Raw genomic sequence first — 24,802 nt, forward strand, 5'->3', positions numbered from 1 at the left:
TGAGCGTGTGGCGGGCCGGAGCCGGCGATGTTTCACGTGAAACGTCCGGTTCGGGAAGAGACGGTGCAGACCGAAGCCGTGACGGAGACCGTACGGCGACCGTCGGGGAGGGCCTCTCGGGCGTGGCGTCGGCTCTGGTGAGAGGCGGTCGCGGCACGACGAGTAGCGTCCTCTCCATGTACGCGATCACAATTCCTGAACCCGGTGGGCCTGAGGCGCTGGTGTGGGCCGAAGTCCCCGATCCCGTCCCCGGCGAGGGCGAGGTGCTGGTGGATGTCGTGGCCGGTGCCGTCAACCGCGCTGATGTCCTCCAGCGGCAGGGCTTCTACAACCCGCCGCCCGGTGCCTCCCTCTACCCAGGACTTGAGTGCTCGGGGCGGATCTCCGCACTGGGTGACGGTGTCTCGGGCTGGGCCGTCGGTGATGAGGTGTGCGCGCTGCTCGCGGGCGGTGGTTACGCCGAGAAGGTGGTCGTCCCGGCGGGGCAGCTGCTGCCCGTCCCCCAGGGACTCGATGTGCGGCAGGCGGCCGCACTTCCCGAGGTGACCTGCACGGTCTGGTCGAACGTGTTCATGGTCGCCCACCTGCGTCCTGATGAGACGCTGCTCGTGCACGGCGGCACCAGCGGTATCGGCACCATGGCGATCCAGCTGGCCAAGGCGCTGGGCGCCAGGGTCGCGGTCACCGCGGGCAGCAAGGAGAAGCTGGAACGCTGCGCGGAACTGGGCGCGGACGTGCTGATCAACTACCGCGAGCAGGACTTCGTGGAGGAGATCCGCGAGGCCACCGCCGGGGAGGGCGCCGACGTCATCCTCGACAACATGGGCGCGAAGTACCTGGAGCGCAACATCCAGGCGCTCGCGGTGAAGGGGCGGCTCGCGATCATCGGCATGCAGGGCGGGACGAAGGGCGAGCTGGACATCAACATGCTGCTGCGCAAGCAGGCGGCGATCACGGCGACCTCGCTGCGGGCGCGTCCGCTCAGTGAGAAGGCGGTGATCGTGGCGGCGGTGCGCGAGCACGTCTGGCCGCTGGTCGCCTCCGGCGCTGTCCGCCCGGTCGTCGACCGCGAGCTCGCGATGAACGAGGCGGCCACGGCTCACCGCGTGATGGAGGAGAGCGGGCACATCGGGAAGCTTCTGCTGGTGGTGCCGTAGACGAGTTGCAAGCTCTGAGCGGATCACTCCCGGCGCAGGCGCAGGGCCAGCAGCGCCAGCGCCAGGCCGGTACCGACGAGGACCAGGCCGCTGCCGAGGGGCAGGATCTCCACCACGGGTTCCGAGGCAGCGGGCCCCCGGGCGGTGACTGCGGGGTTCTGCGATGCGGTGTGGGAGGCGGCCGGGTCGGCCACTGCCGAGGACGCGGCGCCGCTGGCGTCAGGGGTGCGGGTCGGGGAACCCGGCGGCGCCGACGGGTCCCGGTCCGTGTAGGTCGGCTCGTCCGTCTCGTCCTGTGTCTCGGGTTCGGGCCGCCCGGGTCGCAACCGCCCTTCTCCCGCCCAGCTGCCGGCGCGTGAGGGGTGGGGCGAGGGCCGGACCGGGAGGAGGAAGGAGAGGGGAACAGCGGGGTGCCCGGCGGCGGGCGGACCCGCGCGTCCCGGGGGCGCCGTACTGAAGGACGCCGTAAGCAGGAATGCCGCGGAGGGAGACTCCGTCAGCCGAGAGGCGAATACCGGCCGAGAGGCGGACACCAGGCGCGAGTCGGATGCCGGCCGAGAGCCGGAGATGGGGACGGACGCGGCGGATACGCCCGCGCCCAGGACGGCGGTCGTCGTGAGGACCGGCGGCAGAACGACCACGCGGAGTACGCGGAGTACGCGGAGTACGCGGAGTACGCGGAGTACGCGGAGTACGCGGAGTACGCGAGGTATACGAGGTATGCGGAACGCGGACGGCGTACACAGCCTTGAAACCATGTGTGTGACGACCTCCTCCCGTGTTCGGGCGGCAAGATCAACGGCTTCAGCGTCACATGGACCGCGGCGTCCGGCATCTCGGCGTACGGCCACGGAGCACCGAGCGGGGTCCGACTGGCGGACACCGCAGGGTGGATCACGCACTGCCGGGGGCACATGGCTGGTGTGATGTGCCGGTGCGAGAGAATGGCGGCATGGAGATGCCGAGGAACGACAGGTCGTCGGAGAACGCTCAGAGAATCCTGGTCGTGGGCCAGGACGGAATGGCGCTCGGTGGCGCCGGAGACGATGACTCCCGCGAGATCCCGGTGACGGAGCAGGTGGAGCAGCCCGCGAAGGTCATGCGTATCGGTAGCATGATCAAGCAGTTGCTGGAGGAAGTGCGCGCGGCTCCTCTGGACGAGGCGAGCCGGCAGCGCCTGAAGGAGATCCACGCCAGCTCGGTGAAGGAGCTGGAGGACGGCCTCGCGCCCGAACTCGTCGAGGAACTCGAGCGGCTCTCCCTGCCCTTCACGGACGACGTGATCCCGAGCGACGCGGAACTGCGCATCGCTCAGGCGCAGTTGGTGGGCTGGCTGGAGGGTCTCTTCCATGGGATCCAGACCACGCTGTTCGCCCAGCAGATGGCGGCGCGGGCGCAGTTGGAGCAGATGCGCCGTGCACTGCCTCCGGGTGTCGGGATGCCCGACGGCGAGGAGGACCCGCACACGGGAGGCCGCTCGGGCGGCCCTTACCTCTGAAGACCCCAGGTCATGCGATGGCCCGGCAACCTTCGCGGTGCCGGGCCATCGTGTTGTGTCAGGCGCGGGTCACGACGGATTGCCCGTCGACACGTTGAGCACGATCTCCGGCATGTTCTTCGGGTCGACCTCCGTATCGGCGGCCGGGAACTGGTCCATGACCGTGCCCTCGCCGTACGTGTTCTCGTCGACGTACTTGATCTGCATCGACCAACCGGCGGCCTGGAAGCACGACTTGACGGACTTGATGTACTTGAAGGTGAAGTCCGGCAGCTCGATCTTCTTCGGGTCGTTGTACGACTTCTCCGGATCGGTGCACTTCGCCGTGTCGATCGTCTTCGTCGGGTCCGGGCCCTTGTGGGCGCTGACCACCGTCGGGGACGGGCTGTCGGTGCCCTGGCCGTGCACGTCGTCGCCCCCGCTCTGCAGCGACAGGGCCGTGATCAGTCCGGCGATCGCGACCAGGGCGACCACCACCGAGCCGATGACCACGGCCCGGTTGCCCTTCCGCCCGCTCGCGGCGGGCACGGGAGCCGGCTGGCCGAGGTTGTACGGCGGCGGGGTCGGCGCCGGCTGGGGCCCGTACCCGGCCGTCTGCGGCGGCGCCGGGTAGCCGCCCTGCTGCGGGTAGCCGTACGACGGCGCGGGGGCCGGGCTCGCGTAGGGGCCCGGCTGGTACGGCGTCTGCACCGGGCTCGCCGTAGCCGGCGTCTGGCCGACTGGCGGGAAGACCGCGGAGCCCACACCGGCACCGCTGGCGGTCTGCGCGCCCGCCACGATGCTCGGCGGGGCGGCCGTCACGGACGCGGCGACACGCAGGCACTCGTCGCGCATAGCCTCGGCGTTGGGGAAGCGTTCGTTGGGGTTCTTCTTCAGCGCGCGGGCGACCAGGGCGTCCACCGCGGGGGGCAGCGAACGGTTGACCGAGGAAGGAGCGACAGGCTCCTCCTGCACATGCGCATACGCGATCGCGAGCGGCGAATCCGCGTCGAACGGCAGCCGTCCGGTGACCAGTTGGAACAGCATGATGCCGACCGAGTACAGGTCGCTGCGCGCGTCCACGCCCCGGCCGAGGGCCTGCTCCGGCGACAGGTACTGCGGTGTGCCGACCACCATGCCTGTCTGCGTCATGGACGTGACCCCGGACTGCATGGCACGGGCGATGCCGAAGTCCATCACCTTGACCAGGTTCCGTTTGGTCATCATCACGTTGCCCGGCTTGATGTCCCGGTGGACCAGGCCCATCTCATGGCTGATCTCCAGCGCGGCCAGCACATCCGCGGTGATCTTCAGCGCCTTGTCGACGGGCATCGCGCCGTACTGCCGGATGTCCGCGTCGAGAACCGAGCCGAGCGGCTGGCCCTCGATGTACTCCATGACGATGTAGGGGGTCGTCAGACCGTCGAGCTCGTCCTCGCCGGTGTCGAAGACAGAGACGATGTTCGTGTGCGTGAGTTTCGCCACGGACTGTGCCTCGCGGCGGAACCGCTCGCGGAATGCCTGTTCGCGACCGAGTTCGGTGTGAAGCGTCTTGACGGCGACCTGACGGTCGAGGACGGCGTCGTACGCGAGGTACACCGAGGCCATGCCGCCTTCACCGAGCACGTCGCGCAGCTGGTAGCGGCCCCCGGCGACCGCTCGCCCCGCAAACCGGCCCTGTGCGCCGTCCTGGCTCATGTTCTGCGTCCCCCATCGGCGCTGCGGCGGCGGCTAGTTGCGCTCCCGCGGTCCGTGATCGATATTCGTGTCTACTGCGATCTACGCGAATGCTCCGTGATCGACTGGGCGTTCCAGCCAAGTCTGCCCCAGGGCAGTGACACGTCAAGCTCGGTGCCCGTTCCGTGACCGTACGCGAAGGAAGCGTCGCGCAAGCGTTACAGGGGGCGTACGGGCGGTACACGGAATTTGCATCCGGAACCCAGCCCGATGTTTGATGTCCGGTCCATCTCGATTCCATCTCGGACCGGTGCCGCGCGCGGAGCCTGTAGCGTGGCTCGACGGAGACCGTAACAACACCGCGCGGACCGCGGACAGAAACGACGGCGAGGACCGATGGCACAGACGCAGAGCGCCCAGGGCCCGTCCGACCCCGAGTCGACTGGCGGCGGGATGTCGGACGCTCCGGAGATGTGGGGCAACGGCGGGCTGGTCGGCGACGGCCGCTACCGGCTGACCCACAGACTCGGCCGTGGTGGCATGGCCGAGGTCTTCGCGGCCGAGGACGTGCGTCTGGGACGGACCGTCGCGGTCAAGCTGCTCCGCTCCGACCTCGCCGAGGACCCGGTCTCCAAGGCCCGGTTCACGCGCGAGGCCCAGTCGGTGGCCGGCCTCAACCACCACGCGATCGTCGCCGTGTACGACTCCGGCGAGGACTTCGTGGGCGGCCAGTCGGTGCCGTACATCGTGATGGAGCTGGTCGAGGGCCGTACCATCCGCGATCTGCTGCTCAACGCCGAGGCCCCCGGTCCCGAGCAGGCCCTGATCATCACCTCCGGCGTCCTGGAGGCGCTCGCCTACTCGCACCAGCACGGCATCGTGCACCGCGACATCAAGCCGGCGAACGTCATCATCACCAACAACGGCGCCGTGAAGGTGATGGACTTCGGCATCGCGCGCGCCCTGCACGGGGCGTCCACGACGATGACGCAGACCGGCATGGTCATGGGCACCCCGCAGTACCTGTCGCCCGAGCAGGCGCTCGGCAAGGCCGTCGACCACCGCTCCGACCTGTACGCGACGGGCTGTCTGCTGTACGAACTGCTCGCGCTGCGGCCCCCCTTCGTCGGTGAGACGCCGCTGTCCGTGGTCTACCAGCATGTCCAGGACATGCCGGTGCCCCCGTCGGCGACCTCGGAGGGCGTGGCGCCGCCGGAGCTGGACGGGCTGGTGATGCGCTCGCTCGCGAAGGATCCGGACGACCGGTTCCAGACCGCCGAGGAGATGCGCGGGCTGGTCCAGTACGCCCTGCAGATGCTGTACGACCAGGGCGGTCACACGGGCACCTGGAACACCGGCCCGGTCGAGACGCACGGCGGGCGGCAGACCCCGGCCGGGGGCTTCACCGGCACTGCGGCGATGCAGCATCCCGGTACGCTCGGCACCGCGCAGATCCCGCAGCCGATCCTGCCCTCCGGTTACGGCGGCGGGGACGACGGCGGCTTCGAGGGCCACGGCAACCGGGGCAGCGGCCGCGGCAAGCTGTGGATCCTCGCGGTTCTCGCGGTGATCGCCATCGCTGCAGGCGTGGCCCTGGCGCTGAACAACACGGGCGGTAAGGGCAGCGGGACCGACAACACGCCGTCGCACGCCACCACGCAGTCCCACGAGGCGACGACGCCCAGCGATACGCCGACGGACGACACGACCGACCCGTCCACGAGCGATGCCACGGACCCGGGCGGCGACCCGGGCTACACGCCCTCGTACACGCCGAGCCAGAGCTACACCGAGGACCCGTCGCCCGCTCAGTCGACGACTCCGGACCAGCCGACCGGCCAGCCCTCCCAGTCGACCCCGTCGGGCGACCCCTCCCAGTCGCCGCCCGACGGTGGCGGCACCCCGGATCCGTCGCTGTCCGTCGGCGACCCCGGGGGCTCGCAGGGGCCGCTCTGACCCCTGGCGGGGCACTCCGGCCGCCGGCTCGCGCCGGCTACCTGTCACCCCGGGGGACTCGCGCAGGCCGCCGTGCGGTCGCTCCCGCCTGTTCGTCCGTTCGTGGCCGCAGGGCGTGGTTCCTGCCCGTAAGTCCGTCCGTCCGTGGTCACAGGGCGTGGTTCCTGCCTGTTCGTCCGTCCGTCCGGCGGCCACAGGGCATCGTTCCTGTCTGTTTGCCCATTCGTAAGGTCGCCGCAGGACGGCCTTTCCTGATCGTCGTCGGTCGGTCCTCATGCGTGTGAGCTGGGTCTTTTCACAGACAGTCGCATTCAGTCACATTTAGTGCGCCCGTGGACTTTGCGTGCCATGGACTGCGCCGAAAAGTCATGTCTTCCCGTGCTCCAGGTGAGCGGGATAACGTGCCGTTGTTCCGGCCCCCTGCAAGGCTGTGACCAGCATCTGTGCCCGACTTACTCGATTTACTTGGATATCCAAGCAAAATCCCAGGTCAGGAGGGGTTTCACAGAAATGTGGCGCACTGGGTAACGTGCCCTTTGCAGGGTGCTCGCCGGGGCACCTGTCACGTCTGTCTCGAACGATCGCACCCCACCCCGTGCGTCCGTGCGCTGCAGGCGAGCCGCTCTCAACGGCCCCCAGCGGGCCGAGGGACCCCCAGGCACCCGGCGAACCCGGGGGCCGGACCGACGGAGGAGCACACGTGACCGTGGAGAGCACTGCCGCGCGCAAGCCGCGACGCAGCGCCGGAAGCAAGGCCGGCACCACCGGCACCAAGCGGACCAGCCGCACCACGCCCAAGAAGGGCGCCGAGACGGAACTCGTCCAGCTGCTGACGCCGGAGGGCGAGCGGGTCGAGAACGCCGAGTACGACCGGTACGTCGAGGGCATCACGCCCGAGCGGCTGCGCGGTCTGTACAGGGACATGGTGCTGACCCGCCGCTTCGATGCCGAGGCCACTTCCCTGCAGCGCCAGGGCGAGCTGGGCCTGTGGGCTTCGCTGCTCGGCCAGGAGGCCGCCCAGATCGGCTCGGGCCGCGCCCTGCGCGACGACGACTACGTCTTCCCGACCTACCGTGAGCACGGGGTCGCCTGGTGCCGCGGAGTCGACCCGACGAATCTGCTCGGCATGTTCCGCGGTGTGAACAACGGCGGCTGGGACCCCAACAGCAACAACTTCCAGCTCTACACGATCGTGATCGGCTCGCAGACGCTGCACGCCACGGGCTACGCCATGGGCGTCGCCAAGGACGGCGCGGACTCGGCCGTGATCGCGTACTTCGGTGACGGTGCCTCCAGCCAGGGCGACGTGGCGGAGTCGTTCACGTTCGCCGCGGTCTACAACGCGCCAGTCGTGTTCTTCTGCCAGAACAACCAGTGGGCGATCTCCGAGCCCACCGAGAAGCAGACCCGCGTGCCGCTCTACCAGCGTGCGCAGGGGTTCGGCTTCCCGGGCGTGCGGGTCGACGGCAACGACGTGCTGGCCTGCCTCGCGGTCACCCAGCAGGCCCTGGAGCGGGCGCGCAACGGCGAGGGCCCGACCCTGGTCGAGGCGTTCACGTACCGCATGGGTGCGCACACCACCTCCGACGACCCCACCCGCTACCGCGGTGACGAGGAGCGGCAGGCCTGGGAGGCGAAGGACCCGATCCTGCGCCTTCGCCGGTACCTGGAAGCCTCGAACCACGCGGACGAGGGATTCTTCGCGGAACTCGAAGCCGAGTCCGAGGCGTTGGGCAGGCGAGTACGCGAAGCGGTCCGTGCCATGCCGGACCCGGACCACTTCGCCATCTTCGAGAACGTGTACGCGGACGGGCACGCGCTCGTCGACGAGGAGCGCGCCCAGTTCGCCGCCTACCAGGCGTCGTTCGCGGACGCGGAAGGGGGACAGTGACATGGCCGAGAAGATGGCACTGGCCAAGGCGATCAACGAGTCGCTGCGCAAGGCTCTGGAGTCGGACCCCAAGGTCCTGGTGATGGGCGAGGACGTCGGCAAGCTGGGCGGCGTCTTCCGTGTCACCGACGGACTGCAGAAGGACTTCGGTGAGGAGCGGGTCATCGACACCCCGCTCGCCGAGTCGGGCATCGTCGGCACGGCGATCGGCCTGGCGCTGCGCGGGTACCGCCCGGTGGTCGAGATCCAGTTCGACGGCTTCGTGTTCCCGGCGTACGACCAGATCGTCACGCAGCTGGCGAAGATGCACGCGCGCTCGCTGGGCAAGGTCAAGCTGCCGGTCGTCATCCGTATCCCCTACGGCGGCGGCATCGGCGCGGTCGAGCACCACAGCGAGTCCCCCGAGGCGCTGTTCGCGCACGTGGCCGGTCTGAAGATCGTCTCCCCGTCGAACGCGTCGGACGCCTACTGGATGATGCAGCAGGCCATCCAGAGCGACGACCCGGTGATCTTCTTCGAGCCGAAGCGGCGCTACTGGGACAAGGGTGAGGTCGACGCAGAGGCGTTCCCCGGCCCCCTGCACAAGGCGCGCGTGGTGCGCGAGGGCACGGACCTGACGCTCGTGGCCTACGGCCCGATGGTGAAGCTGTGCCAGGAGGTCGCGGCCGCGGCCGAGGAGGAGGGCAAGTCCCTCGAGGTGCTGGACCTGCGTTCGGTCTCCCCCGTGGACTTCGACTCCATCCAGGCATCCGTGGAGAAGACCCGCCGCCTGGTCGTGGTGCACGAGGCGCCGGTGTTCTTCGGCTCGGGCGCGGAGATCGCCGCCCGCATCACGGAGCGGTGCTTCTACCACCTGGAGGCCCCCGTGCTGAGGGTCGGCGGCTACCACGCCCCGTATCCGCCGGCGCGGCTGGAGGAGGAGTACCTGCCGGGCCTCGACCGGGTGCTCGACGCCGTCGACCGCGCCCTGGCGTACTGAGGAGAAGGTCGTGACGACGATGACTGACGCGTCCGTGCGTGAGTTCAAGATGCCCGACGTGGGCGAGGGACTCACCGAGGCCGAGATCCTCAAGTGGTACGTGCAGGTGGGCGACACGGTCACCGACGGCCAGGTCGTCTGCGAGGTGGAGACGGCCAAGGCGGCCGTCGAGCTGCCCATCCCGTACGACGGTGTGGTCCGCGAACTCCGCTTCCCCGAGGGCACCACGGTGGACGTCGGCACCGCGATCATCGCGGTCGACGTGGCCGGTGGCGCCCCCGCCGAGACGGCACAGGAGCCCGCCGAGGAGACATCTGCGCCTGTCGCGCAGGCCCCGGCGCCTGCCGAGGAGCCCAAGCAGCAGGGCCGCAAGCCGGTCCTCGTCGGGTACGGCGTCGCCGAGTCCTCCACCCGGCGCCGCCCCCGCAAGACGGCCGCGACGGCCGTGGCCGCTGAGGAGACCCTCCGGGCGGGCGCCGCGCTCCAGGGCGAGCTGAACGGGCACGGCAAGCAGCCCCGCCCGCTCGCGAAGCCGCCGGTGCGCAAGCTCGCCAAGGACCTGGGCGTCGATCTGGCGACGGTGATCCCATCGGGTCCGGACGGGATCATCACGCGTGAGGACGTCCACGCCGCGGTGGCGACCACGACGGCGCCCGCTGTGGCACCCGAGGCCCCCGCTGCCGCCGGGGCGCCGGCCGCCGCCCCGGCGCCGGCGCCGGTGGTGACGTACGACGGCGTACGGGAGACGCGTATCCCCGTCAAGGGTGTCCGCAAGGCCACCGCGCAGGCGATGGTCGGCTCGGCGTTCACCGCGCCGCATGTCACCGAGTTCGTGACGGTCGACGTGACCCGCACCATGAAGCTCGTCGAGGAGCTCAAGCAGGACAAGGACCTTCAGGGCGTGCGCGTCAATCCGCTGCTCCTGATCGCCAAGGCCCTGCTGGTGGCGATCAAGCGGAACCCCGACATCAACGCGTCGTGGGACGAGGCGAACCAGGAGATCGTGCGCAAGCACTATGTGAACCTGGGCATCGCGGCGGCCACTCCGCGCGGTCTTATCGTGCCGAACGTCAAGGACGCGCACGACAAGACGCTGCCGCAGCTGGCGGAGGCGCTCGGCGAGCTGGTGGCCACGGCCCGCGAGGGCCGCACGTCCCCGGCGGCCATGCAGGGCGGCACGGTCACCATCACGAACGTGGGTGTGTTCGGCGTCGACACCGGCACGCCGATCCTCAACCCGGGCGAGTCGGCGATCCTCGCGGTCGGTGCGATCAAGCTCCAGCCGTGGGTCCACAAGGGCAAGGTCAAGCCCCGCCAGGTCACCACCCTGGCGCTCAGCTTCGACCACCGCCTGGTCGACGGCGAGCTCGGCTCGAAGGTGCTCGCGGACGTGGCGGCCATCCTGGAGCAGCCGAAGCGGCTGATCACCTGGGCCTGACCACAGGGAGCCCGTACACGGCGAAAGGGGCCGGCCGCTTTCCAGCGGCCGGCCCCTTCGTGCCGTGCGTCAGGCCACGCGCGGTGTGTGCGCCGGATCAGACGGCGAAGCCGTAGTTCAGCAGCTTCTTCGCGTCGGCCAGGCGGTTGTCGGGCGAGGTGGACGCCAGGACCGCACCGATGATCGTCTTGCCGTTACGGGTCGCGGCGAAGACCAGGCAATACCCGGCCTCCGGGCCCGAGCCCGTCTTCACGCCCATCGCGCCGCTGTAGGTGCCCAGCAGCGGGTTGGTGTTCGTCCAGGTGTAGTAGCGGTAGCCGCCGCTCTTCGTGGTGGCCTTCTGCTGCGTGGACCGCGTGTTCACGACCGTGCGGAAGGTGGAGTTCTTCATCGCGCTGCTGGCGATTTTCGTCAGGTCGCGCGGCGTCGAGTAGTTGTTGCCCTTGCCGATGCCGTCGAAGGAATCGAAATGCGTGTTCTTCAGACCGAGGCTCGTGGCGGCGCTGTTCATCTTGCCGATGAACGACTTCACACGCGCGTCGCGTGAAGTGCCGGAGCCGAACTTGTCCGCGAGCGCGTAGGCGGCGTCGCAGCCGGAGGGCAGCATCAGCCCGTACAGCAGCTGCCGGACGCTGACCTTGTCGCCCACGATCAGGTGGGCCTGGGAAGCGTTGTTCGCGACGACGTAGTCGCTGTACGCCTTCTGGATCACGACCGTGGAGTCGAGGTTCAGGTTCGGCTGCGACAGCACGACCTTGGCGGTCATGATCTTGGTGGTGGAGCCGGTGGACAGCCTGCCGTCCATGCTCTTGTCGAAGAGGGTCTTGCCCGTGCTGTTGTTCATCACGAACCCGCCCTTGGCGGTGATCGAGGGCTTCGTGACGGCCTGGGCGGGCGCTGCGGTGAGGGCGCCGGTGGTGAGTACGGCGCCGGTGGTGACCGCTGCTGCTACGGCCCTGCGAACTCGCGCGCCCTTAATGCCGGTAATCAAATCGAACGCTCCGATTGCGTCTCTGATGCGCTGGAATGCATCCAAATGCCCCTGAAAAGCGGCGTGGTGACACTGCCGCCTCCTCGTCAGACTTGTGAGTAGCACAAAAGGATGTGCTGTTGCTGAGGAGGAATTCCGGTGCGGGCGGGGCGGTCCGCATCGTGGACGCCGGCCGTCATGCGTACGTGTTGTATCTATGATGTGCGCATGTCCTCGCTGCCCTCCGCCACCTCCGCTCTCGCCCCTGCTCCTGGTCCCGGTCCAGCCCTCGTCTCCGCTCCCGATAAGCCGTCCGCCAAGCAGCCGCCCGCCGCCGACCGTGTGTACGCGCATGTCAAACGAGGCGTCCTGGAACGCCGTTATGAGGGCGGGACACTGCTCACCGAGGGCGAGCTGGCCGACGCGGTCGGCGTCTCGCGGACACCGGTGCGCGAGGCGCTGCTGCGGCTGGAGGTCGAAGGGCTGATCAGGCTCTACCCGAAGAAGGGAGCCCTTGTCCTGCCCGTCTCCGCGCAGGAGATCGCCGATGTGGTGGAGACGCGTCAGCTCGTCGAGGAACACGCTGCCCGCAAGGCCGTACCCGCGCCGCCGGGGCTGATCGCCCGTCTCGAGGAACTGCTGCAGCGGCAGAGGGAGCAGGCAGCAGCCGGCGATCTGGCCGGAGCGGCGGTCACCGACCGCACCTTCCACGCCGAGATCGTACGCAGTGGCGGCAATGACATCCTCTCCCGCCTCTACGACCAACTCCGCGACCGTCAGCTGCGGATGGGGGTCGCGGTGATGCACTCGCACCCCGACCGGATCGCCAAGACGCTGACGGAGCACGAGGAGATCCTTCAGGCGCTGCGGTCGGGAGACGCCGAGGCGGCCGTCGCCGTCGTCCACCGGCATGTCAGCTGGTTCTCCAACCTTGCGCGGGGACAGGTGCGATGAGCTCCGGTTCCCTGAACCACCGCGCCGTGTCCCTGCCCGGGGACCCGCCAGGCGGTCGTCGTGCGGTCGCCGTGTGGGGCATCGGCGTGTCGGTCTACTTCGTCGCCGTCATCTTCCGGACATCCCTGGGCGTGGCGGGGCTCGACGCCGCGGAGCGCTTCCACGTGGGTGCCTCGGCCCTGTCCACCTTCTCCATCCTCCAACTGCTCGTGTACGCGGGGATGCAGATACCCGTCGGCCTGCTGGTGGACCGGCTCGGCACCAAGAAGGTGCTGGCCATCGGTGTCGTCCTGTTCACCGTCGGCCAGGTCGGGTTCGCGTTCTCCTCGTCGTACGCCATGGCGCTCGCCTCACGCGCGCTGCTCGGCTGCGGTGACGCGATGACGTTCATCAGCGTCCTGCGGCTCGGCACACGCTGGTTCCCGGCCCGGCGCGGGCCGCTGGTCGCGCAACTAGCCGGCCTGGTGGGCATGGCCGGCAACCTGGTCTCGACCCTCGTGCTGGCCAGGCTGCTGCGCGGGCTGGGCTGGACGGCGGCGTTCGGCGGCAGCGCGCTCGCCGGAGTCGTGGTCCTCGTGCTGCTCCTCCTCTTCCTCAAGGACCACCCCGAGGGGTACGAGCCCGAGCCGCTCGCGCACCATGGATCGGCCTATGTGCGGCGGCAGATCCTGGCCTCCTGGCGGGAGCCGGGGACGCGCCTTGGCATGTGGGTGCACTTCACGACGCAGTTCCCGGCGATGGTGTTCCTGCTGTTGTGGGGGCTTCCGTTCCTGGTCCAGGCGCAAGGCCTGACACGGGTGACGGCGGGCGAACTGCTCACCCTGGTGGTGCTGTCGAACATGGTCGTCGGCCTGGTCTACGGACAGGTCGTCGCCCGGCACCACGCGGCCCGGCTGCCGCTCGCGCTCGGCACGGTCGGCGCGACTGCGGCGGCGTGGGCGGCCACGGTCGCCTACCCGGGCGCCCATGCCCCGATGTGGCTGCTGGTCATGCTGTGCACGGTGCTCGGAGCCTGCGGCCCGGCCTCGATGATCGGCTTCGACTTCGCGCGCCCGGCGAACCCGCCGGAGCGTCAGGGGACGGCCTCCGGCATCACCAACATGGGAGGTTTCATCGCCTCCATGACGACACTGCTGGCGATCGGCGTGCTCCTGGACGCGACCGGCGACGACTACTCGGTCGCGTTCTGCGCGGTGTTCGTGCTCCAGGCGCTGGGGCTGAGCCAGATCCTGCGGCTGCGCGGGCAGGCGGCCCGCAGGGAGCGGGAGAGGCTGGTGGCCAGCCGCGTGGAGACCGTGCACGTGCCGGCGTAGGGCGTGGGCCGTGGGCAGGGACAGGGGTCAGGGACAGGGATAGGGGTCAGGGACAGGGACAGTGCGTGGGGCCAGGGGCGGAGGCCGTCAGTGGCGCGGAGGCTCCAGGCCCAGGACCCGGTCCTTCAGCGCCGGGAACTGCTCACGGGTCGTCGCGACCTTCGCCGGGTCGAACTCCACCGTGAGCACCTCTTCGCCGGCGCCGGCCTCGGCGAGGACCTCGCCCCACGGATCCACCACGATCGAGTGACCCGCCTGCGGAACTCCGGCGTGCGTCCCGGCCGTTCCACACGCGAGGACGTACGCCTGGTTCTCGACCGCCCGCGCCCGGGCCAGCAGCGTCCAGTGGGGCCGGCGGCGCTCCGGCCAGCCCGCCGGGATCACGAGAGTCTCGGCCCCCGCGTCCACGAGTGAGCGGAACATCTCGGGAAAGCGGAGGTCGTAGCAGGTGGCCACGCCGACGGTCGTCTCCGGAAGACGCACGGTCACCAGCTCGCTGCCCGCGCCCATCAGTACGGCCTCGCCCTGGTCGAAGCCGAAGCGGTGGATCTTGCGGTAGACACCCGCCAGTTCACCGGAGGGGGAGAAGATGAGAGACGTGTTGTAGAGACGGCCGTCGTCCGTGGAGCCGCCGTCGGACCCGGACCGCTCGGGGATCGACCCGGCGTGCAGCCACACGCCCGCGTCGCTCGCCGCCTTGGCCATGGCCTCACAAGTCGGCCCGTCGACCGGTTCCGCATCGGTCTCGAACCGCTCGTAGGCGAACGCCCCGGTCGTCCACAGTTCGGGCAGGACCACCAGGTCGACTCCGGCTTGATCCCGCACCAGCGAGGCGGCCCGCCGACGGCGTGATTCGACCGATTCGTCATCGTCCACCCGGAATTGGATGAGGGAGGCGCGCACAGTACCACCGTCCTGGCATTCGAGTCGTCTTCACCGGCCTACGATCGTCACACGAAAGCACTGCCGGGGTGCCCTGCAGCAGCGTAACTTGGGGATCCCCCTGTTCGAGCGAAGCCGATAGCTTGGGGGAGTTCCAAGGCACCCGCCGACAGTCGCCGCCCGATCAACACCGCTTTCACCGCCAGCACCGCCGTCACCGCCGTCACAACCGCCCGTGCACCGACCGCCCGAGGGGTCCCGTTCCGTGAGTCTGCATCCCACCCTCCAGCCCTACGCCGACGCCTGGACCCACTCCATCGAAGCGATATCCGAACTGGTCCAGCCGCTCGCGGAGGGAGAGTGGAACCGGCGGACACCGTGCCCCGGCTGGTCGGTGCGCGACGTGGTCTCCCATGTCATCGGCATGGACTGCGAGATGCTCGGCGACCCTCGGCCCATCCACACCCTCCCGCGCGACCTGTATCACGTCACCAACGAACACCAGCGCTACATGGAGATGCAGGTCGACGTGCGCCGCCACCACACGGCGCCGGAGATGACGTCCGAGCTGGAGTACACGGTCATCCGCCGCAACCGGCAGCTGCGGAACGAGACGCGCGACCCCGGCACCAGGATGCGCGGCCCGCTGGGCACCGAACCGACGCTCGAGGAGGCCATGCGCTACCGCGCGTTCGACGTGTGGGTGCACGAGCAGGACCTGCGCGCCGCGCTGGGCCGTCCGGGCAACCTGGACTCGCCCGGCGCGTACGTGGTGCGGGACGAACTGCTGGCCGCGCTGCCGAAGGTCGTCGCCGAGGAGGCGAAGGCTCCCGCCGGTTCGGCGGTGGTCTTCGACGTCCACGGGCCGGTCGACTTCCTGCGGACGGTCCGGGTCGACGCCGAGGGCCGCGCCACGATAGACGGCACGCCCTCGCTGGGCCCGAGGGTGTCGCTCTCGCTCGACTGGGAGACGTACGTCCGCCTCGCCTGCGGCCGTGTCTCGGCGGACGTCGTGGCCGACCGCATCAAGGCGGAGGGCGACCCGGAACTGACGGCGGCGATCCTTCTGTCGTTCGCCGTGACCAGGTAAGGATCCGGGCAGGAGCGATGGCCGTACCGGGCGCGGCGGCAGGACCGGGCGCGCCCGGCCGGCCCGTGGGACAGTCCGGCCGCGGCCGTGGGGCACATACGGACCACCGGGCTCCCACGGCCGCCGCGCTCGGTCCTCAGTCCTCAGCCGTCACTCTTCCGTCTTCCGCTCTCGGCACTTCCGTCTTCCGTTCTCGGCCGGTGCGTCTCTTCCCGGCACTCAGTCCTCCTCCCGCTCCTTGTCCGCCAGATGGATCACGCACACCGCCACAGCGATCAGCAGCGCCGGATCCGCCTCGTCGCGCACGATGTCGACGCCGTACGTCTCACGGATATGCAGCCAGCGCCGGGAGATCTGCGCGAGCAGTTCGCCGTCGAAGTCGATGGCGAACTCACGGTCGAGGATCTTGCCGCTGACGTCGAGTTCCGTGCCGTCCACCAGCGAGACGCGGTAGTGGTTGCGCAGCAGGGACAGACGCTTGCGCTTGACCGTGGCGAGTGTGTCGCCGTCGCGCTCGATGATCATCGTGTCGCGCAGGGCGAACATCTTCTGGTGGATGTTGATCAGGACCCGCCCTTGTGTGTCCTTCAGCTCGAAGGTGTCCCGCAGGCGCATCGCCTTGCCGTCGACCAGGAACACCTTGTTGCCGTCCTGGTCCTCGATCCAGTAGTCGTCGCCGAAGCCGAGGAGCCTGTCGCGTACGAGGAATCTCATACGACGAGAGGTTCCCCCCGAACCGGTCCGAAACGCCGCCGGTAGGCCGACGGACTGAGTCCGGTCTCGCGCCGCAGCCGTGCCCGCAGATTGGCGGCCGTACCGAGACCGCTGCGCGCGGCGACCACGTCCAGCCGCTCCTCCCCGCGCTCGATCAGCCGGCATGCCAGGGTCACCCGCTCCCCGGTCAGCCAAGCCAGCGGGGTGGTGCCGAGTTGGGTACGGAAGCGGCGGTGCAGGGTGGCCGGGCTCACCGAGGCCTGCGCCGCGAGGCAGGCGACGGTGAGCGGTTCGCTCAGGTGCTCCTGGGCCCAGGCCAGCAGCGGGGCGAGCGACTCGTCCGCCACCTTGGGCAGCGGCCGTTCCACGAACTGCCGCTGGCCACCGTCGCGGTGCGCCGCGAAGACCAGCCGCCGGGAGACGGCGGCCGCGATCTCGGCCCCATGGTCACGGCGCACGACGTGCAGCCCGAGGTCGAGCGCGGAGGCGCTGCCGGAGGCGGTGAGGATGTCGCCGTCGTCCACGAACAGTACGTCCGGCTCCAGTCTGACCTGCGGGAACCGCTTCCGGAACGACTCCGTCCACATCCAGTGGCAGGCCGCGCGGCGCCCGTCGAGAAGTCCGGCCTCAGCGATGGTGAAGGCACCGGAGCAGAAACCGATCAGCCGTGCGCCCCGCGCGTACGCACTGCGCACGGCCTCCAGCACGTCCGCCGAGCGCGGGGTGTCGGTGTCGGGCCGGTTCGGCACGATCAGCGTGTCCGCCTCCTCGGCCGCGTCGAGCCCGGCGACGTCGGTGAGCGTGAAGAAGCTGTCCCTCATCCGGGTCCTGGGCGCGGCGGCGCACAGCCTGAAGTCGTACAGATCCCGTCCGAGTTCGGGCCGCCGCAGCCCGAAGACCTCGATGGCGCAGCTCATCTCGAAGGGATTGGAGTTCTCGTCCACGACGAGGACCACGCGGTGCGCGGACGGCGGGTGCGTGGACGGCCCGTGCGCGATCGGCGCTTGAGAGGATCCTTGCGGCATATGCGATTTCTAGCACTCGTGCGGCAGGGCGGTCATTCGCAGGATGGCGGCATGGCACCCAAAGAACTCGTGGAACCCACAGAACCCACAGAACCCACGGAATCCGAAGAAGCCATGGAGCCCGAGGAACTCGCGGACTCCCGGCAGCAGGCGGACGCCGCGCAACCCGTCTCCCTCGCCGCGGCTCTCGCATCGTTCTCCGAGCTGTGGAGCCCGCGCGTGGTGACGGCCGTGAACGACTACGACGTCCGTATCGCGAAGGTGGCGGGAGAGCACCTTTGGCACACACACGACCACACCGACGAGTTCTTCCTCGTGCTGGACGGCGAACTGCGCATCGCGCTGCGCGACGACGAGGGCGAGCGGACGGTCACGCTGCCCACGGGATCGGTCTTCACGGTCCCGCGCGGCACGGAGCACAAGCCGTCCGCCCCGGCCGGTGCGTCGATCCTGATGTTCGAGCCGACCGGCACCATGTCGGTCGGTGACCGCCATGAGGAGATCCCGGCTCATGTGGACGCCACGACGGGGCACGCGCTGACCTGAACGGACGCGGGGCCGGGCAGCGCGCGGGACACGGACGAGTCCCCCGCCCAGAGGGCGGGGGACTCGCTCACGGACCGCACGGGGGCCGCGGAGGGTACGGAGGGCCGGTCAGCGGTAGCCCTCGTGCCAGTCCTCCTTCTCGTCCCACGACGAGCGCCTCGCACCGTGCTCGCGGCGTACTCGGGATCCTGCTCTGTCGCGTTCCGGCAAGTCGGACCCGCTCGCGTCGGGATCGTGCGACTCGTCGTCGAAGATCTCACCGTGGGCGCGTGAACGGTCCGGACGGCGGATCTCGTCGTCGACGTCGTCGATGTCTCGTGGCATGGAACTGCTCCCTTGGAGTCGCCCCCCTGTACGCCTCCGAGCATCTCTCCGCGACGGCTTGAACGCATCCGGTGGCCGTCCGGGCATCCAACGTGACCGAGTTATCCACAGGCTCCATGGGTTCCCCGCCGTGGATGGCACTCTTGAGCCATGAACGAAGCCGCCCCGGCGCCCACCCCCGCGCCCCGCCGACGTGCCCGAGTCCGCGCCCCCGAGCTGATCGGCAAGGGTGGCTGGCTGAACACCGGAGGTAAAGAGCTGACCCTCGCCGACCTGCGAGGTAAGTGCGTCGTCGTAGACTTCTGGACGTTCTGCTGCGTCAACTGCCTGCATGTGCTGGACGAGCTGCGCGAGCTGGAGGAGAAGCACCGCGACACCGTGGTGATCATCGGCGTGCACTCCCCGAAGTTCGTCCATGAGGCGGAGCACCAGGCGGTGGTGGACGCGGTCGAGCGGTACGGGGTGGAGCACCCGGTCCTCGACGACCCCGAGCTGGCCACCTGGAAGCAGTACGCCGTGCGCGCCTGGCCGACCCTCGTGGTCATCGACCCGGAGGGATATGTGGTCGCGCAGCACGCGGGCGAGGGCCACGCGCACGCGATAGCGCGGCTTGTCGAGGAGCTGGAGGAGGAGCACTCGGCGAAGGGAACGCTGCGTCGCGGCGACGGTCCCTATGTGGCGCCGGAGCCGGAGCCCACGACGCTGCGCTTCCCGGGCAAGGCGCTCCTGCTGCCGTCGGGGACCTTCCTGGTCAGCGACACCACCCGGCACCAGCTGGTGGAGCTGGCGGCGGATGGCGAGACGGTCGTGCGGCGGATCGGTTCCGGTGTGCGGGGCTTCGCGGACGGCCCGGCGGACACGGCGTCCTTCAGCGAGCCGCAGGGCCTGGCACTGCTGGACGAGGGCACGGTGGTGATCGCCGACACCGTGAACCACGCGCTGCGCCGCCTGGACCTGGCGACGGGCGAGGTCACCACGCTCGCGGGCACCGGCAAGCAGTGGTGGCAGGGCTCGCCGGCTTCGGGTCCCGCGCGGGAGGTGGACCTGTCCTCGCCGTGGGACGTGGCCGTCTTCGGCGGTCGGGTCTGGATCGCGATGGCGGGCGTGCACCAGCTGTGGGCCTACGATCCGCAGGCGGGCACGGTGGGGGTGACGGCGGGTACCACCAACGAGGGGCTGGTGGACGGACCGGGCTCCGAGGCATGGTTCGCGCAGCCGTCGGGGCTCGCCGTGTCGGCCGACGGGGAGCGTCTGTGGCTGGCGGACTCCGAGACGAGCGCCCTGCGCTGGGTCGACCTGGACGGCGCGGTGCACACCGCGGTCGGTACGGGGCTGTTCGACTTCGGGCACCGCGACGGCGCGGCGGGCCAGGCGCTCCTTCAGCACCCGCTGGGCGTGACCGCCCTGCCCGACGGCTCGGTGGCGGTCAGCGACACCTACAACCACGCTCTGCGGCGCTACGACCCGGCGACGGGTGAGGTGACCACACTCGCGACCGATCTGCGGGAGCCGTCGGACGCGGTGCTCGTCGGCAAGGACATCGTGGTGGTCGAGTCGGCCCGTCACAGGCTGACCCGGCTGCGGCTGCCCGAGGAGGCGGTCCAGGTCGCCTCGGTCGCCCACCGCACCCAGCGCGCGGCCACCGAGGTGGCGCCGGGAGGGCTCCGGCTGGACGTGATCTTCCAGGCTCCGGCCGGCCAGAAGCTGGACACGCGCTATGGGCCCTCGACACGCCTGCTGGTCTCTTCGACTCCGCCCGAGCTGCTGCTCAAGGGGGAGGGCGCGGACACGGACCTCACGCGCGAGCTGGAGCTGGACCCCTCCATATCGGAAGGTGTCCTGCACGTCTCGGCGATGGCCGCGTCCTGTGACGACGATCCGGCCAACGAGTACCCGGCGTGCCACGTCCACCAGCAGGACTGGGGCGTCCCGGTCCGCCTCACGCAGGGCGGTGCGACCCGCCTTCCGCTGGTGCTGGCGGGCATGGACGCGGAGTAGACCGGCTGGGCACTAGATCCCGTAGCCGCCGTACTCGTCACGGTGATGGTGCCGCTCCTCCTCGACGACGGGAGTGGGCGGCACCACGACCCGCCTGCGGCGGGCGATGCTGCTGAAGGTGGCGACCCCGATCAGCCCGACGACCATGAAGATCACGCCGACCAGGTGCAGATTGACGCCGTTCATGTGCCAGTCGGTCGCGAACGCGAGGATGGCCCCCACGGCTATGAGGATGATGCATCCACCCAGGCCCATGAGTCCTGCCCTCCCTGTGGGACCGGTCCTTCCGGTCCCGGACCCGGGTACCCGGGAGGGCGGCGGGCATGCCGGTCCGTCCTCGCGCGGTCGGTCGGCCCGTCAGGTGCCTGTCGGCCGGGGCGGGATCGGCCGGCCCGTGGGGACTCAGCCCTCCAGGAACGCGACCAGGGCGTTGGCCAGCAGGTACGGGTCGTTCGCGCCGCACAGCTCGCGGGCGCTGTGCATCGACAGGATCGCCGCGCCGATGTCGACCGTCTTGATGCCGTGGCGGGCCGCCGTGATGGGGCCGATGGTGGTGCCGCAGGGCATCGCGTTGTTCGAGACGAACGACTGGAAGGGGACGTCCGCCTTCTCGCACGCGGCGGCGAAGATCGCGCGGCCCGAGCCGTCCGTGGCGTAGCGGTTGTTGACGTTCACCTTGAGGATCGGGCCGCCGTTGGCGCGGGGGTGGTGCGTCGGGTCGTGCCGTTCCGCGTAGTTGGGGTGGACGGCGTGCCCGGTGTCGGAGGACAGGCAGACCGAGCCTGCGAAGGCGCGTGCCCGGTCCTCGTACGTGCCGCCCCGGGCGAACACGGAGCGCTCCAGAGCCGATCCGAGGAGCGGGCCTTCGGCACCCGTGTCGGACTGGGAGCCGTTCTCCTCGTGGTCGAAGGCGGCGAGCACCGGAATGTACGAGAGGGCGTCCCCGGAGGTCGCCGCGGACGCCAGCGCCGCGGTGGCGGCGTGCACGGACATCAGGTTGTCCATGCGGGGGCCCGCCACGAGTTCCTTGTCACGGCCCAGGTAGGCCGGTGCCTCGACGGAGTGGGTCATCAGGTCCCAGCCCGTCACCTCACCGGCGGCCAGCCCGAGTTCCGCCTCCAGGAAGGAGATCAGTTCACCGCCGCGCACATCGTCGTCCAGACCCCAGACGGGCTGGAGGTGGCGCTGCTTGTCCAGCTTCAGGCCCTCGGTGGTGACCGAGCGGTCCAGGTGGATGGACAGTTGCGGTACGCGCAGCAGCGGTCTGTCGACGTTCACCAGGCGTGTCGAGCCGTCGCGCAGCGACAGCCGGCCCGCGATGCCGAGGTCGCGGTCGAGCCAGGAGTTGAGCAGCGGGCCGCCGTAGATCTCGACCGCGATCTGCCGCCAGCCGTGCGCTCCGCTGTCGGGCCGCGGCTTGACCCGCAGGTTCGGGGAGTCGGTGTGCGCGCCCACGATCCGGAAGGGGGTGTGCGGGTCGCAGCCCTCGGGGATGTACCAGGCGATGATCGCGCCCCCGCGCAGCATGTACTTGCCGCCGCTCGTGCCGTCCCACTCGGCCGTCTCCTCGACCCGCCGGAAACCGGCCTTCTCCAACCGCTCCGCTACGCCCGCTGCCGCGTGGTACGGCGACGGGCTCGCCGCCAGGAAGGACATGAGGTCGTCGGTGTGACCGCGGTCGAAGCGGGCGCTGATGCTCATGTGTTCACCTTAACGGCGGACGAGGGCCCGCTCCCGGTAATGGGAATCGGGCCCTCGTAGGGAAGCTGTGGAGGCTTGGGGGCTGACCGGCCGGACAGGGACCGGTCAGCCCGTATCGGGTGTCGCGGGCAGGCGACGGTGTGCCTCCACGGGCTGACGGAGGTGCCCCCACGGACAGGGGCGCCCCCGGAAGGGGACGTCCTAGAACGCGGCCTCGTCGAGCTCCATGAGGTCCAGGTCCACGCCCTCGGACAGCTTGCGGGCCAGGGTCACGCCGGGCAGGACGTTGGCCGCGAAGAACCGGGCCGCCGCGATCTTGCCCTGGTAGAACGCCTTGTCCTTGGCGGAGGCGGTCTCCAGCTTCTCCGCGGCGATGGCCGCGCCCTTGAGCAGCAGGTAGCCGACGACCACGTCACCGGAGGCCAGCAGCAGGCGGGTGGTGTTCAGGCCCACCTTGTAGATGTTCTTGACGTCCTGCTCGGTGGCGGCGAGGTCCGTCAGCATCAGGCCGACGATCGCCTCCAGCTCGACGGCCGCCTTGGCGAGCTGCTCGCGGGCCGGGGCCAGCTCCTCGCCGCCGGTGCCGACCGCGAGGAACTTCTTGATGTCCTCGGCGAGCGAGTTCAGCGCGGCGCCCTGGTTGCGGACGATCTTCCGGAAGAAGTAGTCCTGGCCCTGGATCGCGGTGGTGCCCTCGTAGAGGGTGTCGATCTTGGCGTCGCGGATGTACTGCTCGATCGGGTACTCCTGCAGGAAGCCGGAGCCACCGAACGTCTGCAGCGACTGGGCGAGCTGCTCGTAGCCCTTCTCGGAGCCGTAGCCCTTCACGATCGGCAGGAGCAGGTCGTTGAGGGCGTTCTCGGCGGAGGCGTCCTCGCCGGTCGCCTCCTTGAGCGCGATCGTGTCCTGGACGGCCGCGGTGTGCAGGACCAGGGCTCGCATGCCCTCCGCGTACGCCTTCTGCAGCATCAGCGAGCGGCGCACGTCCGGGTGGTGCGTGATGGTGACCTTGGGCGCGGTCTTGTCCATGAACTGGGCCAGGTCCGGACCCTGGACGCGCTCCTTGGCGTACTCCAGCGCGTTCAGGTAGCCGGTGGACAGCGTGGAGATCGCCTTCGTGCCGACCATCATGCGGGCGAACTCGATGATGCGGAACATCTGGCGGATGCCGTCGTGCTTGTCGCCGATCAGCCAGCCCTTGGCGGGGTGGCGGTCGCCGAAGGTCATCTCGCACGTGTTGGAGGCCTTCAGGCCCATCTTGTGCTCGACGTTCGTGGCGTACACGCCGTTGCGCTCGCCCAGCTCGCCGGTCTCGAAGTCGAAGAGGTACTTCGGGACGAGGAAGAGCGACAGGCCCTTGGTGCCGGCGCCGGCACCCTCGGGGCGGGCGAGGACGTAGTGGAGGATGTTCTCCTCCATGTCGTGCTCACCGGAGGTGATGAAGCGCTTCACGCCCTCGATGTGCCAGGAGCCGTCCTCCTGCTGCACGGCCTTGGTGCGGCCGGCGCCCACGTCCGAGCCGGCGTCCGGCTCGGTGAGCACCATGGTGGAGCCCCAGGTCTTGTCGACGGCTATCTTGGCGAGCTTCCTCTGCTCCTCGGTGCCCTCCTCGAAGAGGATGCGGGCGAACGCCGGGCCGGAGGAGTACATCCAGATCGCCGGGTTGGCACCGAGGATCAGCTCCGCGTAGGCCCAGATCAGGGACGGCGGGGCGGTGGTGCCGCCGATCTCCTCGGGCAGGCCCAGGCGCCAGTACTCGGAGTCCATGAAGGCCTTGTAGCTCTTCCTGAAGCTCGCCGGGACCGGCGCGGTGTTCGTCTCGGGGTCGAAGACCGGAGGGTTGCGGTCGGCGTCGGCGAAGGACTCGGCCAGCTCGTTCTCCGCGAGGCGGGTCAGCTCCTCGAGGATGCTCTTCGCGGTGTCCGTGTCCATCTCCGCGAACGGGCCGGTGCCGTACAGCTTGTCGCGGCCGAGCACCTCGAAGAGGTTGAACTCGATGTCGCGGAGATTCGACTTGTAGTGCCCCATGGCGACGGCTCCGTAGCGGGATCGGCGAGGCACTGACTCCTCGCGTTGGTTCACGTACCAACTAGTAACGACTAGCGGCTCCGATGATGCTACCCGTCGGTAATAAGAATCAACCCCTGGTGGCTCTTATGTGGCCTACTACTCTTTGGGGCATGTACGGCTACCAGAACGCGGGCGCGCAGTACGCCTCGCCGCAGCAGCAGATGCCCGGGTCGATGCCGGGCGGGCAGATGCCCGGCGGGTACGGGCAGCAGGCCCCGCTCTACCCCGAGCCGTCGCCGCCGTCGCTCGCGGACGCGGTCCGCGCGTTCACCACCGGCTCGATGGCCGCCGAGGACTTCCAGCAGATCTTCGCCACCTCCAAGGTCTACTGCCCGCGTGGCGACAATCCCGGTTTCCTCGCCCTGCACAACACCCAGCAGCCGGTGATCCCGATGTTCACCACGCTCAAGGAGCTGCGCCGGTACGCGGGCAAGGAGTCCAAGTACTTCGTGATCACCGGATCGGAGGTGATCGACCTGCTGCCGACCGGGTACGGGTTCGTCCTCGACATGGAGGGGGAGCACCGGATGGTCTTCGACGCGAAGGCGGTCGAGCAGATGGTCGAGTTCGCGATGCGGCGGATGTACGGCTGAGAGCGGATGTACGGCTGAGGGGCGGCGAAGCGCCCGCGTACTGCCGA

Annotated in this window: 22 protein-coding genes; 12 read left to right on the forward strand and 10 right to left on the reverse strand. The window is 69.7% G+C overall.

The window, feature by feature from the left end; translation table 11 throughout:
* Positions 1-176: 176 nt before the first annotated feature.
* The gene (locus ABZ845_RS26390) at positions 177-1,157 is read left to right on the forward strand and encodes an NAD(P)H-quinone oxidoreductase (RefSeq protein ID WP_360983941.1); all 981 of its coding nucleotides are present in this window, start codon (positions 177-179) and stop codon (positions 1,155-1,157) included.
* A gap of 23 nt (positions 1,158-1,180) precedes the next feature.
* Here the strand turns inward: ABZ845_RS26390 and ABZ845_RS26395 are convergent, their stop codons facing one another.
* Positions 1,181-1,483 (reverse strand): hypothetical protein, encoded by a 303-nt coding sequence (locus ABZ845_RS26395; RefSeq protein ID WP_360983944.1) that lies wholly within the window; start codon positions 1,481-1,483, stop codon positions 1,181-1,183.
* Between the two features lie 626 nt (positions 1,484-2,109).
* On the opposite strand from ABZ845_RS26395, the gene ABZ845_RS26400 reads away from it, so the two are divergent.
* Complete coding sequence (locus ABZ845_RS26400) at positions 2,110-2,655, forward strand: bacterial proteasome activator family protein (RefSeq protein WP_360983947.1); 546 nt, start codon at positions 2,110-2,112, stop codon at positions 2,653-2,655.
* A gap of 69 nt (positions 2,656-2,724) precedes the next feature.
* Here the strand turns inward: ABZ845_RS26400 and ABZ845_RS26405 are convergent, their stop codons facing one another.
* Positions 2,725-4,332, reverse strand: a complete 1,608-nt coding sequence (locus ABZ845_RS26405; RefSeq protein ID WP_360983950.1) for a protein kinase — start codon at positions 4,330-4,332, stop codon at positions 2,725-2,727.
* A gap of 375 nt (positions 4,333-4,707) precedes the next feature.
* Between ABZ845_RS26405 and ABZ845_RS26410 the strand changes: the two genes are divergently transcribed.
* From ABZ845_RS26410 to ABZ845_RS26425, 4 genes are all read left to right on the forward strand, one after another.
* Positions 4,708-6,267, forward strand: a complete 1,560-nt coding sequence (locus tag ABZ845_RS26410; RefSeq protein ID WP_360983953.1) for a protein kinase — start codon at positions 4,708-4,710, stop codon at positions 6,265-6,267.
* A 700-nt stretch (positions 6,268-6,967) separates the two neighbouring features.
* Positions 6,968-8,158, forward strand: a complete 1,191-nt coding sequence (gene pdhA, locus ABZ845_RS26415; RefSeq protein ID WP_360983956.1) for a pyruvate dehydrogenase (acetyl-transferring) E1 component subunit alpha — start codon at positions 6,968-6,970, stop codon at positions 8,156-8,158.
* 1 nt (position 8,159) lies between these two features.
* Positions 8,160-9,137 carry an alpha-ketoacid dehydrogenase subunit beta gene (locus ABZ845_RS26420; protein WP_360983959.1) on the forward strand — a complete coding sequence of 326 codons (978 nt, stop codon included), beginning with the start codon at positions 8,160-8,162 and terminating at the stop codon, positions 9,135-9,137.
* 10 nt (positions 9,138-9,147) lie between these two features.
* On the forward strand, positions 9,148-10,575 hold the full coding sequence (locus ABZ845_RS26425) for a dihydrolipoamide acetyltransferase family protein (protein ID WP_360983962.1): 1,428 nt from the start codon (positions 9,148-9,150) through the stop codon (positions 10,573-10,575).
* 97 nt (positions 10,576-10,672) lie between these two features.
* On the opposite strand, the gene ABZ845_RS26430 is transcribed toward ABZ845_RS26425, so the two are convergent.
* A complete protein-coding gene (locus ABZ845_RS26430; RefSeq protein WP_360983965.1) occupies positions 10,673-11,566 on the reverse strand; it encodes a D-alanyl-D-alanine carboxypeptidase in 894 nt (297 codons plus the stop codon).
* Positions 11,567-11,773: 207 nt separating this feature from the next.
* Here ABZ845_RS26430 and ABZ845_RS26435 point away from each other — a divergent pair, with 207 nt between their 5' ends.
* Both ABZ845_RS26435 and ABZ845_RS26440 read left to right on the forward strand, forming a co-directional pair.
* Positions 11,774-12,499, forward strand: a complete 726-nt coding sequence (locus tag ABZ845_RS26435; protein ID WP_360983968.1) for a GntR family transcriptional regulator — start codon at positions 11,774-11,776, stop codon at positions 12,497-12,499.
* Positions 12,496-13,812, forward strand: a complete 1,317-nt coding sequence (locus tag ABZ845_RS26440; protein WP_360983971.1) for an MFS transporter — start codon at positions 12,496-12,498, stop codon at positions 13,810-13,812. Before ABZ845_RS26435 ends, ABZ845_RS26440 begins: the two co-directional genes overlap by 4 nt.
* Positions 13,813-13,899: 87 nt before the next feature.
* Here ABZ845_RS26440 and ABZ845_RS26445 read toward each other — a convergent pair whose 3' ends face one another.
* Positions 13,900-14,715 (reverse strand): carbon-nitrogen family hydrolase, encoded by an 816-nt coding sequence (locus ABZ845_RS26445; protein WP_360983974.1) that lies wholly within the window; start codon positions 14,713-14,715, stop codon positions 13,900-13,902.
* Between the two features lie 244 nt (positions 14,716-14,959).
* Between ABZ845_RS26445 and ABZ845_RS26450 the strand changes: the two genes are divergently transcribed.
* Entirely contained in the window at positions 14,960-15,784 is an 825-nt protein-coding gene (locus ABZ845_RS26450; RefSeq protein ID WP_360983977.1) for a maleylpyruvate isomerase family mycothiol-dependent enzyme, read from the forward strand.
* A gap of 219 nt (positions 15,785-16,003) precedes the next feature.
* Here ABZ845_RS26450 and ABZ845_RS26455 read toward each other — a convergent pair whose 3' ends face one another.
* Together ABZ845_RS26455 and ABZ845_RS26460 are read right to left on the reverse strand one after the other, a co-directional pair.
* Positions 16,004-16,498: an LURP-one-related family protein gene (locus ABZ845_RS26455; protein ID WP_360983980.1), complete on the reverse strand. Its 495-nt coding sequence runs from the start codon at positions 16,496-16,498 to the stop codon at positions 16,004-16,006.
* Complete coding sequence (locus ABZ845_RS26460; RefSeq protein ID WP_360983982.1) at positions 16,495-17,523, reverse strand: helix-turn-helix domain-containing protein; 1,029 nt, start codon at positions 17,521-17,523, stop codon at positions 16,495-16,497. The genes ABZ845_RS26455 and ABZ845_RS26460 overlap by 4 nt, the downstream gene beginning before the upstream one ends.
* Positions 17,524-17,637: 114 nt before the next feature.
* Here ABZ845_RS26460 and ABZ845_RS26465 point away from each other — a divergent pair, with 114 nt between their 5' ends.
* Positions 17,638-18,069 (forward strand): cupin domain-containing protein, encoded by a 432-nt coding sequence (locus ABZ845_RS26465; protein ID WP_360984066.1) that lies wholly within the window; start codon positions 17,638-17,640, stop codon positions 18,067-18,069.
* A 108-nt stretch (positions 18,070-18,177) separates the two neighbouring features.
* Here the strand turns inward: ABZ845_RS26465 and ABZ845_RS26470 are convergent, their stop codons facing one another.
* Positions 18,178-18,393, reverse strand: coding sequence for a hypothetical protein (locus ABZ845_RS26470; RefSeq protein WP_360983984.1), 216 nt, complete (start codon positions 18,391-18,393; stop codon positions 18,178-18,180).
* Between the two features lie 150 nt (positions 18,394-18,543).
* Between ABZ845_RS26470 and ABZ845_RS26475 the strand changes: the two genes are divergently transcribed.
* On the forward strand, positions 18,544-20,391 hold the full coding sequence (locus tag ABZ845_RS26475) for an NHL domain-containing thioredoxin family protein (RefSeq protein ID WP_360983987.1): 1,848 nt from the start codon (positions 18,544-18,546) through the stop codon (positions 20,389-20,391).
* Between the two features lie 12 nt (positions 20,392-20,403).
* Here ABZ845_RS26475 and ABZ845_RS26480 read toward each other — a convergent pair whose 3' ends face one another.
* From ABZ845_RS26480 to ABZ845_RS26490, 3 genes are all read right to left on the reverse strand, one after another.
* Positions 20,404-20,646 carry a DUF6458 family protein gene (locus ABZ845_RS26480; protein ID WP_360983990.1) on the reverse strand — a complete coding sequence of 81 codons (243 nt, stop codon included), beginning with the start codon at positions 20,644-20,646 and terminating at the stop codon, positions 20,404-20,406.
* 147 nt (positions 20,647-20,793) lie between these two features.
* A complete protein-coding gene (locus tag ABZ845_RS26485) occupies positions 20,794-22,092 on the reverse strand; it encodes a M18 family aminopeptidase (RefSeq protein WP_360983993.1) in 1,299 nt (432 codons plus the stop codon).
* Between the two features lie 201 nt (positions 22,093-22,293).
* Positions 22,294-24,120 (reverse strand): acyl-CoA dehydrogenase, encoded by a 1,827-nt coding sequence (locus ABZ845_RS26490; RefSeq protein WP_360984069.1) that lies wholly within the window; start codon positions 24,118-24,120, stop codon positions 22,294-22,296.
* A gap of 152 nt (positions 24,121-24,272) precedes the next feature.
* Here ABZ845_RS26490 and ABZ845_RS26495 point away from each other — a divergent pair, with 152 nt between their 5' ends.
* On the forward strand, positions 24,273-24,755 hold the full coding sequence (locus ABZ845_RS26495; RefSeq protein ID WP_360983996.1) for an SseB family protein: 483 nt from the start codon (positions 24,273-24,275) through the stop codon (positions 24,753-24,755).
* Positions 24,756-24,802 lie beyond the last annotated feature (47 nt).

Source organism: Streptomyces sp. NPDC047022, from assembly GCF_040644155.1.
In the GTDB taxonomy this organism is placed as follows: domain Bacteria; phylum Actinomycetota; class Actinomycetes; order Streptomycetales; family Streptomycetaceae; genus Streptomyces.